Genomic DNA, 16,462 nt, shown 5'->3' with positions numbered 1-16,462 from the left:
GGCTTTTTAAACATCCTCTAAAATGAATGATAATTTTTCGCGTTTTATGGGTTGAGGCTATTGACTTGCACCGAAAAATATGTTAGACTAGCTCTCGATAAGGAAGAACTATTCTCCACTTTCTCCTCCCACCACAACATCCCGAATGCGTAAACTCGGACCACCGCAACCGACGGGTAAACCATTTTGTCCACCTTTACCACAACCGCCGGATTCATCCCAGTAAAAATCATCACCAATGGCTTCGATATCTGCGAGGGTTTGGAAAACGTTACCGGAAAGGGTCACATCCTTTACAGGTTCAGCAATTTTGCCATTTCTAATCATCCAAGCTTCCCCAGCACTAAAAGTGAACATTTCCCCGTTCGTCATTCCCCCTAACCAATTTTGGGCAAAAACACCTTCTTTAATCCCCGTAAATAAGTCCGCGACTGGGGTTTTCCCCCGTTCAATCCAGGTATTTGTCATTCTCACAATAGGGGAATAGTGATAATTCAGACAACGGGCATTTCCTGTGGGTTTTTCTGCTAATTTCCCAGCAGTTTCACGAGAATGCAGTCTACCAACTAATACACCATCTTCAATTAACTGGGTAGTTGTCGCTGGTGTACCTTCATCGTCGTAAAAATAACTACCGCGATGTCCTTGGGGTGCAGCACCATCAAATATTTGCAGTTCTTCGGGTCCGAAACGTCGTCCTAGAGTCATGACTTCCAGAATATCAGGGTTTTCATAAGCCATATCTGCTTCAGAAAGATGTCCAAAAGCTTCATGCACAAATAAACCGCTGAGAATAGGATCAATAACTACAGTGTACGTATTACCCTTAACAGATGGTAAAAATAAAGACGTAACTGCTCTTTCTGCTGCACCTTTAACTTGTTTGTCTAAATTAGTTAGATCTTCGTAGGCTTTGCGAGAACCAGTGGTTTCTCTGCCAGTTTGGACAGTGTCCCCATTCCTGGCTGTGGCTGCAAAGCGCATTTCCATATCTACCCAAGATTGATCAATGAAAGTTCCTTCAGATGTGATAATAATTACTCTTTGGGTACTGTCACTATAATGAACTGAGGTGGTAGTAATTCGATGATCAACTGTTTTAAGTAAGTCAGTATAGCGATCGCATAATTGCTTTTTCTGCTTTAGCGAAACCTGACGGGGATCAGTACCCAACAGAGGTAATTTACATACGGCTTGTACGGGATCAATGGCTGCAAGTATAGTTTCCTCATCACCCACTATCCGGGCTGCGGCGATCGCCTCTTCTATGCGCTCTTCAATGGTTGCTAGTTTATTAAAACTACTTAATCCCCAACCACCTTTATAACAAGTGCGAACATGACCACCAATAGAAATTCCCTCGCTGAGAGTTTCCACTTTATCACCACGCAAAACAATATCTGTTCCTTCAGCTTCCTCCAAGCGAATCATTAAATAATCCACACGGGAAGAATAACGGGAAATTAAATCTGAGAGAAGATTTTGAACATCAGCAAGTTTAGTAGTCATTTTATAAATCGCTGTAAATTACAAAAGAAGGGAACTCTTAACTGGGAACTCTTAACTGGGAGCAAATAAGAAACAAAAGTTGCTGAGTTTAAAGCTCAGTCAAAAAAAGGATGTTTTTAAAAGATGCGTAGCACGAAAAAAACAGTGTCATTATTTCAATCTCATGTTTTTAAACATGAGTTTTTCCTGTTCCCTCTGAAATTTATTTTCTTATTCAAAAACATATTTTTCTGCTACTTTCCAATAACGGGAAAACCGCTTTAAATCAATATATCCGTCATATTCAAAAAACGGTTCTACAGCAAAAACTTCCAACTTTACAGACTTTTCTATTTGATCACAAATATCATCAAACCTGGGACTGGGACTATCTGTAGTTACAACTAAATTAGTATTATGTTCCTTCGCAAAAGCTAAAACTTGTTCTGCTATATTTCCCCGGCGAATTTCTACAGGTAATTCTAGCAAACATTCATAAATGAAAGTCAGGCGTTTGAGGCTAATTTGCCATTCTGCAATTAAAGCATCATCCCAAACCCAAAGGGCTGGGGTTTGGGGATATTGCTGAAATGCAGGGTTTTGGGGACTCAGACAGTCTCCATTGATCCAAATAACTGGTTTATTCATTATCTGCGCTTATCTATATCAATAGAAAAACAAATATATAGCTATCTTAAATCATAACGGTGATGGTTGATATTCAAAAAATCTCCAATCTTTTAAATACTGATTTGACAACCATTCTGAGTCTTAACTCGTCTTAACTCCTAACTTATAAATTCCCTTACCCATAAATTTTTAATAATTTTTGCAAAATCGTAACTATGGATACATCCAATTCTGGCAAACGTGGATAACATGATAAAAATATTCACATAGTAAAAAACATCAAGAACCAAAAAACCATTGTTCTTGTCCATCTTTCCATCTTTATAAACAGCAGCCCACAGGAGTTTGCCTTCCTAAATAATTTACCTGACAAGAATAATCTTTACAGCCTTAAATATAAGGACAAAACAACTCTATCACAATTCATACCAACTTTATCTGAGACTGCACAGAATCATCGAATCCATGAATTCATCCGTCCTTATCCGCGTTTATCTGCGTTTATCTGCGGTCAATGATTCTAGAAATCTGATTCTATGTAGCTTCATCGGAATTTGGTAGCAGTATGACATGATCAAAATATGTCATACTAATTCGGAATTTTAGATTGGGAATGAAAAACACTTTGATAACAGTTTCCCACACCACTAAATATCCGCAGTTAGCGTCCTTGCGATATTTCAGCTAAACAATCCAGGAGTTTACTATGCTTCGACAAATGTGCTGGTTATCTAAGTCTAGCGGCGATGATGAAAAGATTTTACACCTGCAAACTGCACCTGGACAACCTTGGCGACCTTACACAGCTTTTCCGCAATTTTCAGTTCCAGATTATCGCGTTCCTCGTGGTTCTAAGGGTTGGGCAACTTATCAAAAACTCCTTAAAGCAGGTTGGACTTTAGTACTTAGTGCCAGAGGTAGCGAATTTGGCGATAGTTGCTATGCAGAGTCAACTGTGCAGAGTTTATAGAACATATTACCATCTGGGGAACACCATCAATATTATCTTATCCCCAGATGGGTGAAATTATTTGCGGATCTGAGCAAGTCAACCCCAAACACCTTACAATAAATAAGGTGCGTTAACTGCTGTCACGAACATTTATATTTATGCCTCCTCGTTGGCCTCGCAAACCAGATCGCCAAGATCCAGATTTCCGTAAACTAGATGATCGCATGAATTTCGCTGTTCATGTTGGTATTTGTGCAACTGTCAATTCTGGGTTGTGGTTTTTCCACATTTTGAAAACTACTGCCTGGGAATGGCTTCCTGGGGTAACAATTGGTTGGGTAGGAGTATTGCTGCTGCATCTAATTTACATTGGTGCGATCGCTAATTACGACCCCACACCACCGAAATCTACCTAAAGAAAGAAAAACAAGCTAGGGAATTCTCACCTGTGGTAGTAGATCAAGTCTAGCTAATTGAGTAATAATATGAAATAGGCTAAGATATCCCGATGTTACTAACAAAGAGGTTATATTTATGGCTAAAACTAATACCACAGAATTACTAGAAACCCTAGCCGCCGAAATTGGTGAAAGTGTTTATATAGATATTGCAAAATGGCATCTTTATCTATCTGATGCCAAACTGCATAATGTTGTGGCTGAAAAATTGTATCCTTTAATTACTTCTAAAAGCGTTAATGAAGATCAAGTCATTGCTGCTTTAGAATCTATTACTGTTAAAGTTGGCGGTGGCAGAAATGAAATATCTTTAATTAATTTGTTGCCCTTACAATGTCAAGTTACCTTAGTAGATATTGTCGAAAAATATCAACGGGAAATCTAAGCTTCATTTTCTTTCCATTGGCAAATTTACACATTTTAAATAATGGAGGTTGACCAATATGTTTTTACAAATCAAAGATAGCCGCGATTTAGTGAAAATAGTTGATGTTCAAGAACTATTAGACCCCACTAGTAAAATTGTCCATGCCCAAGACCAAGAAGGACAAGAAGAACAAGAAACGGACATTTATCAAAAAGAAGAACTAGTATTTCCTTCTGGGGAAAAATTACCACGCTGTTGGTTAGATGCCAAATTTAGAGAAAGAGAAAGAAAATCTGTAGCAGCTTAATATTAATTACATAGGGTGATTTATCTCACCCTATAATTATAATTGGTAAGTAGGTGAACACAATAAAACCAAACTCTGTAAAGAAACGTAAAATCGCTGAAAACTTCTTTACTCTTGCCTCTTGCCTCTTGCCTCTTGCCTGGCTATAACGACAATTTTCAACGCCAACCTACTTATTAACCCCATAGATTGTATTGACAGCAAATTGTCATCAAACCCGGAACAAGAACCCCACCCCCAACCCGCAAGCGATGAGGGGGCTAAGATCGTCTCTACAAGGTTTCTAGGATACGCATATCCCCGACTTCTCCAAGAAGTCGGGGATATAAATTCCTAAACTTCTGCTTTTTGTGTGGCTGTCACACCTTCAGAATCTTTAGAAAAAGCCTTGGTAATCCAATAGGTGAAAATATGAGAAAGGACACCTAAAGGACCTGCAAATAAACACAAAGCTATCGAGTGAATTGTCCAAATTCCGGTTTTTTGACCTTGCCAATAAATCCATCTACCAACAAATAAATCCATAACCAAAAAGTGAATCCAGCCTGTAGCAGCAGCAGTTTCATTACTAAAAAACTTGGCTATATCTGCTAATTGAGGATTTGATAAAGCTGCGGCGTTTTCTGGGGTAATACTGGTAACAAATAAGTACAAATATGCACCCGCTAAAACTACAAAAGGTAAATAAGATTCCATTACCTTGCGGGTGATATTCCAGTTAGGCAATAAAATCATTAAAGCCCAAAAAGGCAAAACAAAAAGATTGGCAACGTTAAACAAATCTGTGATATTCATATTACAAAGCTACTAATTGAGATTCTATTGCTGAAGATTGTAAATTACGACCGATAAAAACTAAACTGGTTTGTTTTGCTTCTTCTACTTTCCAAGGACGATCATAAAATTTATCAAATCTATTTCCCACACCTTGCATAACTAACCGCATGGGTTTATTAGCAACCGCCACAAAACCTTTAATTCTGTATATTTCTTGTTCTTGTGCCAGCTTTTCTAATGTTGCTTGTAGTTTTTCGGGGTCAAATGTCCGGTCTAAAATCACGTGAGTTGAGTTAATTTCATCATCATGATCATGGTCTTCTTCTGTGTCGTGATGACTAGGACGATCATCTAAATTATCTTCAACTGCGGCAGCAAATCCTAATAAGATAGATGGATCTAATTTACCATAATCACTAGAGACAATTTTCACAACTCTAGGTAATTCATCCTTGACTAATTCTAGGACTTGTGCTTGTGTTTCACTATCAACCAAATCAGTTTTATTCAAAATTACTAAATCAGCACAAGCAAGTTGATCTTCAAACAATTCTTGTAATGGTGTTTCATGTTCTAGACTATCATCTTCTTGGCGTTGGGCGGCGATCGCATCTAAATCACTAGCAAATGTTCCCGCTGCAACTGCGGCACAATCTACTACTGTAATTACTGCATCTACTGTAGCAGCGTTGCGGATTTCTTGCCAACGAAAGGCTTTAATTAAGGGTTTTGGTAATGCTAAACCAGAGGTTTCAATGATAATATAATCTATGCTATCGCGGCGTTTAATTAATTCCCGCATTGTCGGGTAAAATTCCTCTTGAACCGTGCAGCATAAACAGCCGTTTGTCAGTTCAAATATGTTAGTTTCTGGATTTGCTTCTGTTTCATCTTCAGGGCAAATTTGACAGGATTTCAATAATTCTCCATCTATCCCCAGTTCGCCAAATTCGTTGACTAATACTGCTATCCGTCGTCCTTGGTTGTTTTGGAGGAGGTGACGGATAATGCTGGTTTTACCGCTTCCTAAGAAGCCTGTGATGACGGTAACGGGGATTTTTGTAGCCATGTTTTCTGTGTGGTTTTGAATTCAATTTTACCATATATCGTCAAACCCAGATCCCCGACTTCTCAAAGAAGTCGGGGATCTAAACTTGTTAAGAGGTTAGGTGTTGATTCGGAAAAATCTGTTCCTGATACGGTAGAGCCGAGTTTTAGAGATTTATTACCTAATCACTATATTTCCAATTCCCTGAAATATCAAATAATTATCTACAATTAATCGTTCTGCTATATCTGGAACTTGTTGATAAAGATAGGTTTTCAATAAATTACTATCACCACCAGTCATTACAACCTGACTACCAGGAAATAACCGCCACCAAGCCTCAATAAAATCCTTTATCCCACTTAATAAAGTGTAAATTACGCCACTTTGAATTGCATCTGATGTATTCATGGCAAAATGTAGTGGTAAAGATATCATTAAACCAGGTTTTAATAATGGTAATTGTCCGGTTTCTTGCCCTAAACTGGCAAATTGTAACCCTAAACCCGGCAAAATTGCCCCACCAACAAAGCATTGATGATTGTCTGCACCTGTAAAAGTCAATGCTGTACCAGCATCAATTACTAATGTGGGAAATCCCCAAGTTATTCCCGCACCCCATACCGCTAAAGCCCTATCAATTCCTAATGTGGGATACATTCTCTCTAATGGTACATCTTCTAAAGTAATCAGACGCAAATGAGGGTAACTTTGCCACAGTGCGGTTTGACTAGGAACGACAGAAGCGAGAATCAGGGGTATAGGATAATCTGGAATAATGGGAAGATTGTTAGGTAGAGAAATCGCTGTCAGCCAATTATCTAAGGTTGGACATTGAGCTAATTGTTGGATAATAGATGCAGATAGATGAAATATGTCCCCAGTTGAGTATAGGGTTTTATCTATGAATAATGCCCAATGAAGGCGGGAATTGCCCACAATTAGGACTATGGAAAGACGCTGTTGGTCTTTTGACTGAGGATGATTGTTCACAGTTTTAATTTTCTTAACTGAGGTATATGTTTTTTAAGAAAAATTAATATTCAACCCGTGCCACAATAAGAGCAAGGCATAAATACTCAATTTATTAAAGAGGGGCGTTATGGTATTGCTTACCGAGAAACTAGAAAAGCGTCTGACTATAAATACTGTAGAGATTAGTGAAGATACTACCGCAATTCGGTCTTTAGATTGGGAGCGCGATCGCTTTGATATTGAGTTTGGTTTACAAAATGGTACAACCTACAACTCTTTTCTGATTCGGGGGGAAAAAATCGCCCTGGTTGATACTTCCCATGAAAAGTTTCGCAAACTTTATTTTGATACTCTCACCGGTTTAATTAATCCCCAAGATATTGATTATTTAATTGTTAGTCACACTGAACCAGATCACAGCGGTTTAGTAAAAGACTTACTACAACTCGCTCCTCATATAACTGTAGTTGCGTCAAAAGTGGCAATTCAGTTTTTGGAGGACATGGTACATCAACCATTTAACCGCAAAATTGTCAAAAATGGCGATCGCCTAGATTTAGGAAATGGGCACGAATTTGAATTTGTCATAGCTCCTAATTTACACTGGCCGGATACCATTTTCAGCTTTGACCACAAAACCCAAATTCTCTACACCTGCGACGCTTTTGGGTTACATTACTGCTCAGAAAGTACCTTTGATGACAATTTAGCAGCAATAGAAGCCGATTTTCAATATTACTACGATTGTTTAATGGGTCCAAATGCCCGTTCCGTCCTGTCCGCAATGAAGCGCATGGGAGAATTGAAAACAATTCGCATGATTGCCACCGGACACGGACCCCTACTATACCATAATGTTGAAGAATTAACCGGACGTTATCGCAGTTGGAGTCAAGGACAAACCAAAGCGGAAACCCCTGTAGGGATATTTTACGTCTCCGAGTACGGTTTTGGCGATCGCATTGCCCAATCTATTGCTAACGGGATGACAAAAACTGGTGTCGCTGTCGAAATAGTAGATTTAGCCAGCGTCAACGAATTACAAGAACTGCGGGAACTGGTAGGACGTTGTACAGGCTTAGTTGTAGGAATGCCCCCAACTTCAGGCAATTCTAACATTCAAGCCGCCCTCAGCACCGTTTTAGGTTCTGCCAAAGAAAAACAAGCAATTGGTATTTTTGAAACCGGTGGAGGAGATGATGAACCCACCTATCCCCTATTAAATAAATTCCGGGCTTTAGGCTTAAATATCGCTTTCCCCGTCATTGAAATTCGGGACACACCCACAGCCAACACCTATAAAAAGTGTGAAGAAGCGGGTACAGACTTAGGACAATGGGTGACAAGAGACAAAAGCATCAAAGCCATGAAATCCCTTGCGGCTGATTTAGATAAAGCCTTGGGAAGAATTAGCGGTGGTTTATATATCATCACAGCCAAAAAAGACGACGTATCCAGCGCCATGTTAGCTTCCTGGGTAAGTCAAGCCAGTTTCAAACCCCTGGGCTTTTCCATCGCCGTCGCCAAAGATCGAGCCATAGAATCACTCATGCAAGTAGGCGATCGCTTCGTCCTCAATGTACTCGAAGAAGGCAACTATCAACCATTAATGAAACACTTCTTAAAAAGATTTGCTCCTGGTGCAGATCGTTTTCAAGGAGTCAAAACCCAACCTGCCGAAAACGGCGCACCCATCCTCACCGATGCCCTAGCATACATAGAATGCGAAGTTGTCAGCCGCATGGATTGTGGCGATCATTGGGCAGTATACAGCACAGCCTACGCCGGTAGAGTATCAAACCCCGATGCCATGACAGCAGTACACCACCGCAAAGTAGGAAACCACTATTAAAAAAAGGGAACAGGGAATAGGGAACAGGGGAACTTCCTCGTTCCCTTACGAGAGGGGTAAAAGTTTTTCCCAATTACCAATAGGACTTATGCAAAATATCTCTCAAACCTTCATTTCTCTGTGACCTCTGTGCCTCCGTGGTTCGTTATTCCGTGACACTTATGTAAGTCTTAACCAATTACCAATTACCAATGACCACTAAACCCCGTGACGTGCAAATATTGCCCATTGGTACAGATACCATAATATTGCGATCGCGCAGTTGGGCTAGATTAAGATTTGAAATTGAATATGCTTTAGCTAAGGGAACAACGGCTAATTCTTATCTCATCCAAGGCGATAAAAATGCCCTTGTTGACCCCCCTGGCGAAACTTTTACCGAAATTTATCTCGCAGCATTACAACAGCGGTTTGATGTCAAAAAACTCGATTATGTAATTCTTGGTCACGTTAACCCCAACCGCGCCGCAACATTAAAAGCATTACTGGAAATCGCCCCCCAAATTACCTTTGTTTGTTCTAACCCAGGGGCGATAAATTTACGCGCAGCTTTGGAAAAAGACGATTTACAAATTTTGGTTATGCGGGGAGAAGATACCCTCGATTTAGGAAAAGGCCATCATTTACAATTTATTCCCACACCTAACCCCCGTTACGCGGACGAACTTTGTACCTGGGACCCACAAACGGAAATTTTGTTTTCTGATAAACTATTTGGAGCGCATATTTGCTCAGATCAAGTTTTTGATGAAGGTTGGGAAGTATTTAACGAAGATAGACGCTATTATTTTGACTGTTTAATGGCACCTCACGCCAGACAAATCGAAACGGCTTTGGAGAAATTGGCAGATTTGCCGGTGCGAATGTACGCTACTGGTCATGGACCAATGGTGCGCTATGGTTTAATTGACATCACCAAAGGCTATCGGGAATGGACTAAACAGCAAACTTCCGCTGATATGACAGTGGCTTTAATTTATGCCTCAGCTTATGGCAATACTGCAACTTTAGCACAGGCGATCGCTCGCGGTATCACTAAAGCCGGTGTCAGTGTCGAAGCCATTAACTGCGAATTTACCGAACCCCAAGAAATCAAAGCCGCAATTGCAAAATCCGCCGGTTTCGTCATAGGTTCACCCACATTAGGAGGACACGCACCCACACCAGTCCAAACAGCTTTAGGAATTGTCCTTTCTACCGCAACTAACAATAAATTAGCCGGTGTATTTGGTTCTTTTGGTTGGAGTGGAGAAGCCGTTGATTTAATCGAAAGTAAACTCAAAGACGCAGGTTACAGATTTGGATTTGACACCATTCGCGTTAAATTCAAACCTAATGAAGTCACTTTACAAACCTGCGAAGAAGCAGGAACTGACTTTGCCCAAGCATTGAAACGCGCCGCCAAAAAATCAGTTGTCGCTAAACAACCAGCAAGTAATGTCGAACAAGCTGTAGGGCGGATTGTTGGTTCTATATGTGTGGTTACAGCCACTCAAGGTGATGTTAAAACGGGAATGTTAGCATCTTGGGTAACACAAGCCAGTTTTAATCCTCCTGGTTTAACCATTGCGGTAGCTAAAGAACGAGCTATGGAATCCTTATCCTATACAAATAACAAATTTGTAGTCAATATCTTGGCGGAAGGGAAAGAAATTCGTAAGCAATTTATGAAAGTTTACGCCCCTGGACAAGATAGATTTGCAGGTTTGGACATTCAAGAAGCCAACAATGGCGGGATTATTCTCAATGGTGCTTTAGCGTATTTGGAATGTTCTGTCCAAAGTCGGATGGAATCTGGTGATCATTGGTTAGTTTATGCCACTGTTGATGATGGTAAAGTCTTAAATCAAGATGCTGTCACAGCGGTACATTATCGCAAATCCGCGAGTTATTATTAAACAGTAGGGTGGGCATTGCCCACCTAAATGTACAGCAGATTCCAGATAAATATTTCTACATTAGGACTTACGCACAAGTCATGGAAAAACGAACCACAGAGGCACAGAGTTCACAGAGAAATGAGGGTTTGAGAGATATTTTGCGTAAGTCCTATACATAAAAAAGTAAACAGTGTTTTACAGAAATTGGAAAAACTCAGGCAGGAAGGTTTAATTAATATTACCAGCTTTAAAAATTTGTTCAGCAGTCAACTTTAATTCTGGGAAAGTTGATGATACTATCAATTCACTACCTGTAAATTGACTAATTTGGTATTCTCTATCTATCAGTTGATGAATAGGAATAGTTGGTTGTTTAGGACTACCAATAAACCTTTTACTTCCCAGTGCTAAATAATCCACAATCCAATATTCAGCAATACCTAATCTTTCATAATCTCCCAGCTTTTTATAATAATCATCTTGCCAATTTGTACTCACAACTTCAATAACTAAAGGAATCGAATCAGGTTCAGAAATTACTGCTGATTTTCTCCAGTTTGGGTCAGTTGCTAGAATGTTTCTATTGATTACTAACACATCTGGTAAATAGCTGGATTCGCTTCCTGGTGTTTTCACAAAAGTGGTTTTTGGGATTCCATACGGTAAATTCAATCGTAAATACTCAGCCGTGATTCTCTCAGCTAAAAAACAAATAATATCTTCATGAAAACCTACGGGTGGATTCATTTCAACAATTACTCCATCATGTAATTCATAGCGTCCCTTATCAGGTAGCCATTCTATAAATTCTGCAAAAGTTACTATTTTTGGTAAGGCTTGAAGCATAATTTACCTACCTTTGTAAATTCAAAATTATTCAAATTGCAGCGACTTCTAAAGGGAAGGATGGTTATAAGCGAGCATAGATAAGTTTAATCTCATTTTTATATTATGTATATGCAGCCACTACAATTTGACCAAGAGCATTCATTTTACATATTTAACCATGTTTTATTTTAGTTATTTTAGAATGAAATTAAACCGTAGATAATTGCTCGTTCCCAGACTCCGACTGGGAATGCCTACCAGGAGGCTCTGCCTCCAATCCTAGAATACAAGCCATTTTACCCGATTTTGTGCTGGTACTTGAGGCAGAGCCTCATCAACTGCATTCCTAGTCAGAGACTAGGAACGAGAAAGAACAGAGAGAAAAATATTTTATATAAACTACTTGACGACGGTAGAGAGCCAGTGTATTATATTAAGTAACTCAATAAAAAAAGGGGAGGCCTCTATCAGAGCAGTCCACCCCTAGTAAGGTTAAGTTTGATACAGAAGACAATATAGATGTTTTTGCGAGAAACGTCACGTTATTGTCGAAATGTATATTTTGAATTTACTTCAGTTTTAACTGAGTAACAACAGATTCTACGGACTTGGCTGTAACAGCTAGGCTTACAAAACTAGTAGCTATTAAAGCCAAACAAAGCAAGACAAAAACACGGTTCATAAGTATCTTCCTTTCTCTTGTGTAATTTGATAATCATCAATTTTAACATCATCCATAAACCATTGGATGATGAAATTTCTGTTGATACAGTATTTCATTAGTTATTATAACCTAACACTTCAGTAAATTTTTAATTTTACTAAGAAAAATTCTCTACTTTTGAAAATATCATTTTATTAGAACAAATGTACTAATTTAGTGTTAATGAATACCGTCACCTTAAACTTAGATCCAGTTATTGGCCTGACAGATGATCCGATTTGTAGGTTGGGTTGAAGCATGAAACCCAACGCATTTGTTGGGTTGCGCTGTCGCTTAACCCAACAAAGCAGAAAATGGACAAGGTATTGATAGTGAAGTTGACATTTCTTTTTTGCAGCCGTTATGTATCAAACAGACCCACCGCGTTCTGCTAAGGAATTCCTACCGACAATGTATGATTTACCTAGCGAAGATCCAGAGGAACCCGGGTTGCCAGACGAATTTCATCTTTTACAACCGCAGTTATTACGGGAAACTTTTTGTCCGTCAAAGTTCCCGGAAAATCAGGTATTTATCGCCACAGACTTAAATCTTTACTACGATGTTCATCATCCATTATGGTATAAACGCCCTGACTGGTTCGCTGTCGTTGATGTCCCCAGGTTGTATGCACAAAAAGAACTGCGGCTGAGTTATGTAGTTTGGCAAGAAGGCGTTAATCCTTTTGTAGTGGTAGAATTTATTTCACCAGGAACAGAAAAAGAAGATTTAGGGAGAACCCTACGAGATGCTAGTCAACCTCCAACTAAGTGGGAAGTTTACGAACGAGTTTTAAGAGTACCCTATTATCTAGTTTTTGACCGTTACACTGACCAGTTAAGAGCATTTCAGTTACAGGGAAGTAGTTATGCTGAATTGGAAATCAATCAACTGCGTGTATGGCTAAATGATATTGAATTAGGTTTGGGACTGTGGCAAGGTGTCTATCAAGGCATTGAACGGCAGTGGTTACGCTGGTATGATGCTTCAGGTAACTGGGTTCTCACACCGGCAGAACGGGAAAGAAAACAAGGGGAGAAAGAAAGAAGACGTGCAGAAAGATTAGCAGCACAATTACGCGCTCTTGGTGTTGAACCAGATTTTGGTGATGATGAAGAGGGCTAAACTGCTGACTCTGAAAAATTTAACCCAGAACAATTTCTGTGAGGGCTAGAAGTATGGCTAACGCCACGCCGCGCTATCAGGAGGATTTAGAAGAAGTTAGAAGTAATATCAAGTCTGGAAAATTGAACGATTTTTGATGCTATGATCACACTTTCCTTGCACCTCATTTATCTTTCATACAGATGAGACTCTTCATGCGTCTGGGTTGTAGGTTTATTCAGCAAGCCCTAAGTATCAGCAAATATTACTCAAAAGATGGAAGCATAAACACAGAAAAAGATGATAATTAGAGAGGATTAGTATCTATAAATCTCTGTGTAGGTTAGAAAAATGGCAGCCCAAAAATTGAGCGAAACCGAACTAACATTAGCCCTGAATAGTTTACCAGGATGGCAAATCAAAGAGGGCAAATTATACAAAGAATATAAATTTAGCTCTTTTGCAACGGCGTTGGGTTGGATGGTTAGTGCGGGTGTTCACGCGGAAAAACTTGGACATCACCCGGAATGGTTTAATGTTTACAATACTGTTCAGGTTAATCTTATTACCCACGATATCGGTAATGCTATCAGCAATTTAGATGTGGAACTGGCAAAGAAAATGGAGGAATTAGCGCCGTAACAGCCCCGGCGAATATAATTCACGGCTATACAAACAAAGTCCGCCTGCGCGGACTAATAAAGAAAAATTAAGGGTTTGAACCCAAGTAGGTGGGTTTTGCTTGTGTAGATGCGGTTTCTAACCGCCTTTTTCATGTTTAAGTTGAGTCTAACTCGTTTCCTGAATCTGTAATCTAATTGTGTGTTCTATTGTCCCGCTTAATTGCAGTTCCATGATTTCCCCTCCTAGAGGTTCTATGCAGGTGAGGAGCGATCGCAAATTGGGTGTACTTGCACCAGTATCTACATATAATCTATCTGCTAAACTACTGATTTTTTTCCAGGTCATATACAACTTGCCGATGGTTTGTTCAATTTGCGATGCTTGATTTACCAAGTCAGCAGCAATACTTAAACAACCGACTCTTTGCGCTTCTTCTAAGGCAGTTTCAATATCCACATCTTCCGCTATTAAGGCTTGCACTTGGGCGGCAGATTTGAGGTATTTGGCTAATTGTCGGGCTTCTGAAGTGGCTTGTTTGACAGTATCAACATCAGGATTGGCGGCTATATCCCTTTGTAACGCCTTTTGGTGCAATTCGGGCAGTTTTTCCATTTCCTTGACCAGAGGGGCAATGTAGCGCGGTGGCAGACTGTTATCTGCGGCTTTTTCCCTAACTTCTTCTGGTAATAAATCGGAGGACATGGCTGTCCATTCGTCACTGAGTTGACGGACTTCTCTGCGGGTAATGCGATCGCCTTTCTCCGCAGCTTCACTGACCATCTGTTGTACTTCTGGAGACGCTTTGGCGGTTTCTACAAATGCCCGTTTACTAAAGTTATTAACCGTATCTGGGTTCAGTTTGCCATCTGATATCAAGGTATCAGCACTATTGGCTAATTGAATCCAACTATAGGCTTGAGTTTTACTGATTTCGCGTTCTTTGAGCCATTTAAGGAAACCCGCACCGCGTCCATCTCCGCCCTTTTTCTCTCGGTCACGGATAGCGCGTAAAATGCGACCACGCCAAATTTCTGTTTGTAAATCAAAGCGATCGCATACCTGCCATGCTACATCAAGTTGTTGTAAAAAATCGGACTCAGGAATTTGTTCATCTTCTGGATCAGGTAATGCAAAGTCTAAATCTGCTGGCTGTTGGAGTGCAGCAGCAATATCATTCATAGAGTCGGTATCTTGCACGATGGATAGCTGGTTGTAGTATGCGATTTAGCTTATATTCACGCAACTTGCGTCATGAAAATTGGTGAGTAATTATTGTACTTTAAAAATTAAATTTTAGGGGGACTGGGAAAATGAGAAAATGAAGGGACGAAAGTGCAGAACAGACAAAAATAACAGGACTTACGGAAAATATCTCTGAAACCCTCATTTCTCCGTGTCCTCTGTGACTCTGTGGTTCGTTATTCCGTGATTTGTGCGTAAGCACTAAATAAGAAACAATTCTCTGTCACCTGTCACCTATTCCCTTATGAAACAAACCGCCAAAATCCTTGATGGTAAAGCATTAGCCGATAAAATTCAGCAAGAACTTAGTGAGACAATTAGCAAATTACAAGGTAAAATTGGGCGATCGCCTGGATTAGCGGTATTAATGGTGGGAGATAACCCAGCCTCAGCCGCTTATGTTCGTAACAAAGAAAAATCCTGTGCTAAAGTCGGAATCGCCTCTTTCGGTAACCACTTTCCTACCCAAACCAGCCAAACTGAATTAGAGGAAGTAATTGCCCAACTCAACGAAGATGAAAGAGTAGACGGGATTTTAGTCCAGTTACCCCTTCCCAATCATTTAGATGCTGTCAGTCTATTACATCAAATTGCACCGGATAAAGACGCTGACGGACTCCACCCCGTGAACTTAGGACGACTGGTGCGAGGTGAAACAGGTTTACGCAGTTGTACTCCTGCCGGTGTGATGCGATTGTTAGCAGAATATAAAATTCCTTTACAGGGCAAAAAAGCTGTGGTTGTAGGACGGAGTATTTTAGTAGGTAAACCGATGGCTTTGATGCTACTAGAAGCTAATGCTACAGTTACCATTGCCCATTCTAAAACCCAGGATTTACAAGATATTACCAAAAATGCTGATATCTTGATTGCTGCCACCGGTATTCCCGGCATGATTAGTGCTGATATGGTAAAGTCGGGCGCAATTGTGGTAGATGTAGGAATAAACCGGGTTACAGATAGTAATGGCAAAAGTCGGTTAGTTGGTGATATTCAATTTGAAGCGATCGCTAATGTGGCAGAATATATTACTCCTGTTCCTGGTGGTATCGGTCCAATGACAGTAGCCATGTTATTGCAAAATACTGTTTCTAGCTATTTACAAACAACAGGCAACTGAGAAATAATTTTTATGAATATTCATGATTCCTCAGTACAACGGGAATCAACAGCGGATTTTAGATTTATTCCCCGCACAAATTCGGGGACTTGAAACTCTTTAAGATT

Annotated in this window: 16 protein-coding genes; 9 read left to right on the top strand and 7 right to left on the bottom strand. The window is 39.9% G+C overall.

Annotated elements, in window-relative coordinates:
• Positions 1-108: 108 nt before the first annotated feature.
• Together AA650_RS05890 and AA650_RS05885 are read right to left on the bottom strand one after the other, a co-directional pair.
• Positions 109-1,509: a TldD/PmbA family protein gene (locus AA650_RS05890; protein WP_053538337.1), complete on the bottom strand. Its 1,401-nt coding sequence runs from the start codon at positions 1,507-1,509 to the stop codon at positions 109-111.
• A gap of 210 nt (positions 1,510-1,719) precedes the next feature.
• Positions 1,720-2,136: a DNA polymerase gene (locus AA650_RS05885; protein ID WP_053538336.1), complete on the bottom strand. Its 417-nt coding sequence runs from the start codon at positions 2,134-2,136 to the stop codon at positions 1,720-1,722.
• A gap of 688 nt (positions 2,137-2,824) precedes the next feature.
• Here AA650_RS05885 and AA650_RS05880 point away from each other — a divergent pair.
• The 4 genes from AA650_RS05880 to AA650_RS05865 all read left to right on the top strand — a co-directional run bounded on the left by AA650_RS05880 (position 2,825) and on the right by AA650_RS05865 (position 4,202).
• Positions 2,825-3,088: a hypothetical protein gene (locus AA650_RS05880; protein ID WP_053538335.1), complete on the top strand. Its 264-nt coding sequence runs from the start codon at positions 2,825-2,827 to the stop codon at positions 3,086-3,088.
• A gap of 140 nt (positions 3,089-3,228) precedes the next feature.
• Positions 3,229-3,486 carry a hypothetical protein gene (locus tag AA650_RS05875; protein ID WP_053538334.1) on the top strand — a complete coding sequence of 86 codons (258 nt, stop codon included), beginning with the start codon at positions 3,229-3,231 and terminating at the stop codon, positions 3,484-3,486.
• Positions 3,487-3,604: 118 nt separating this feature from the next.
• Entirely contained in the window at positions 3,605-3,913 is a 309-nt protein-coding gene (locus AA650_RS05870; RefSeq protein ID WP_039201093.1) for a DUF3181 family protein, read from the top strand.
• Positions 3,914-3,971: 58 nt separating this feature from the next.
• Positions 3,972-4,202: a hypothetical protein gene (locus AA650_RS05865; protein ID WP_053538333.1), complete on the top strand. Its 231-nt coding sequence runs from the start codon at positions 3,972-3,974 to the stop codon at positions 4,200-4,202.
• A gap of 333 nt (positions 4,203-4,535) precedes the next feature.
• On the opposite strand, the gene AA650_RS05860 is transcribed toward AA650_RS05865, so the two are convergent.
• The 3 genes from AA650_RS05860 to AA650_RS05850 all read right to left on the bottom strand — a co-directional run bounded on the left by AA650_RS05860 (position 4,536) and on the right by AA650_RS05850 (position 7,020).
• Complete coding sequence (locus AA650_RS05860) at positions 4,536-4,997, bottom strand: ABA4-like family protein (protein WP_053538332.1); 462 nt, start codon at positions 4,995-4,997, stop codon at positions 4,536-4,538.
• 1 nt (position 4,998) lies between these two features.
• Complete coding sequence (cobW, locus tag AA650_RS05855; RefSeq protein ID WP_053538331.1) at positions 4,999-6,048, bottom strand: cobalamin biosynthesis protein CobW; 1,050 nt, start codon at positions 6,046-6,048, stop codon at positions 4,999-5,001.
• Between the two features lie 156 nt (positions 6,049-6,204).
• Positions 6,205-7,020, bottom strand: coding sequence for a pantothenate kinase (locus AA650_RS05850; RefSeq protein WP_053538330.1), 816 nt, complete (start codon positions 7,018-7,020; stop codon positions 6,205-6,207).
• Positions 7,021-7,129: 109 nt separating this feature from the next.
• Between AA650_RS05850 and AA650_RS05845 the strand changes: the two genes are divergently transcribed.
• Both AA650_RS05845 and AA650_RS05840 read left to right on the top strand, forming a co-directional pair.
• The gene (locus AA650_RS05845; RefSeq protein WP_053538329.1) at positions 7,130-8,854 is read left to right on the top strand and encodes a diflavin flavoprotein; all 1,725 of its coding nucleotides are present in this window, start codon (positions 7,130-7,132) and stop codon (positions 8,852-8,854) included.
• Positions 8,855-9,045: 191 nt separating this feature from the next.
• Positions 9,046-10,752: a diflavin flavoprotein gene (locus tag AA650_RS05840; RefSeq protein ID WP_053538328.1), complete on the top strand. Its 1,707-nt coding sequence runs from the start codon at positions 9,046-9,048 to the stop codon at positions 10,750-10,752.
• Between the two features lie 210 nt (positions 10,753-10,962).
• Here AA650_RS05840 and AA650_RS05835 read toward each other — a convergent pair whose 3' ends face one another.
• The gene (locus AA650_RS05835; protein WP_053538327.1) at positions 10,963-11,580 is read right to left on the bottom strand and encodes a Uma2 family endonuclease; all 618 of its coding nucleotides are present in this window, start codon (positions 11,578-11,580) and stop codon (positions 10,963-10,965) included.
• A 1,048-nt stretch (positions 11,581-12,628) separates the two neighbouring features.
• On the opposite strand from AA650_RS05835, the gene AA650_RS05830 reads away from it, so the two are divergent.
• Both AA650_RS05830 and AA650_RS05825 read left to right on the top strand, forming a co-directional pair.
• On the top strand, positions 12,629-13,390 hold the full coding sequence (locus tag AA650_RS05830; RefSeq protein WP_053538326.1) for a Uma2 family endonuclease: 762 nt from the start codon (positions 12,629-12,631) through the stop codon (positions 13,388-13,390).
• Between the two features lie 330 nt (positions 13,391-13,720).
• Positions 13,721-14,011, top strand: a complete 291-nt coding sequence (locus tag AA650_RS05825; RefSeq protein ID WP_039200962.1) for a 4a-hydroxytetrahydrobiopterin dehydratase — start codon at positions 13,721-13,723, stop codon at positions 14,009-14,011.
• Positions 14,012-14,158: 147 nt separating this feature from the next.
• Here the strand turns inward: AA650_RS05825 and AA650_RS05820 are convergent, their stop codons facing one another.
• Positions 14,159-15,190, bottom strand: coding sequence for a hypothetical protein (locus tag AA650_RS05820; RefSeq protein WP_039200963.1), 1,032 nt, complete (start codon positions 15,188-15,190; stop codon positions 14,159-14,161).
• A 289-nt stretch (positions 15,191-15,479) separates the two neighbouring features.
• Between AA650_RS05820 and folD the strand changes: the two genes are divergently transcribed.
• Complete coding sequence (folD, locus tag AA650_RS05815) at positions 15,480-16,355, top strand: bifunctional methylenetetrahydrofolate dehydrogenase/methenyltetrahydrofolate cyclohydrolase FolD (protein ID WP_053538325.1); 876 nt, start codon at positions 15,480-15,482, stop codon at positions 16,353-16,355.
• The last annotated feature ends 107 nt before the right edge of the window (positions 16,356-16,462 follow it).

Source organism: Anabaena sp. WA102 (assembly GCF_001277295.1).
Lineage (GTDB): Bacteria > Cyanobacteriota > Cyanobacteriia > Cyanobacteriales > Nostocaceae > Dolichospermum > Dolichospermum heterosporum.
This window is presented reverse-complemented; position numbering and strand designations above follow the sequence as displayed.

Bases quoted from the DNA above. Each gene is read 5' to 3' on its own strand.
- AA650_RS05885 (WP_053538336.1), bottom strand. From the start codon at position 2,136: ATGAATAAACCAGTTATTTGGATCAATGGAGACTGTCTGAGTCCCCAA.
- AA650_RS05835 (WP_053538327.1), bottom strand. From the start codon at position 11,580: ATGCTTCAAGCCTTACCAAAAATAGTAACTTTTGCAGAATTTATAGAA.
- folD (WP_053538325.1), top strand. From the start codon at position 15,480: ATGAAACAAACCGCCAAAATCCTTGATGGTAAAGCATTAGCCGATAAA.
- AA650_RS05840 (WP_053538328.1), top strand. From the start codon at position 9,046: ATGACCACTAAACCCCGTGACGTGCAAATATTGCCCATTGGTACAGAT.
- AA650_RS05865 (WP_053538333.1), top strand. From the start codon at position 3,972: ATGTTTTTACAAATCAAAGATAGCCGCGATTTAGTGAAAATAGTTGAT.
- AA650_RS05880 (WP_053538335.1), top strand. From the start codon at position 2,825: ATGCTTCGACAAATGTGCTGGTTATCTAAGTCTAGCGGCGATGATGAA.
- AA650_RS05875 (WP_053538334.1), top strand. From the start codon at position 3,229: ATGCCTCCTCGTTGGCCTCGCAAACCAGATCGCCAAGATCCAGATTTC.
- cobW (WP_053538331.1), bottom strand. From the start codon at position 6,048: ATGGCTACAAAAATCCCCGTTACCGTCATCACAGGCTTCTTAGGAAGC.
- AA650_RS05870 (WP_039201093.1), top strand. From the start codon at position 3,605: ATGGCTAAAACTAATACCACAGAATTACTAGAAACCCTAGCCGCCGAA.
- AA650_RS05890 (WP_053538337.1), bottom strand. From the start codon at position 1,509: ATGACTACTAAACTTGCTGATGTTCAAAATCTTCTCTCAGATTTAATT.
- AA650_RS05830 (WP_053538326.1), top strand. From the start codon at position 12,629: ATGTATCAAACAGACCCACCGCGTTCTGCTAAGGAATTCCTACCGACA.
- AA650_RS05860 (WP_053538332.1), bottom strand. From the start codon at position 4,997: ATGAATATCACAGATTTGTTTAACGTTGCCAATCTTTTTGTTTTGCCT.
- AA650_RS05845 (WP_053538329.1), top strand. From the start codon at position 7,130: ATGGTATTGCTTACCGAGAAACTAGAAAAGCGTCTGACTATAAATACT.
- AA650_RS05825 (WP_039200962.1), top strand. From the start codon at position 13,721: ATGGCAGCCCAAAAATTGAGCGAAACCGAACTAACATTAGCCCTGAAT.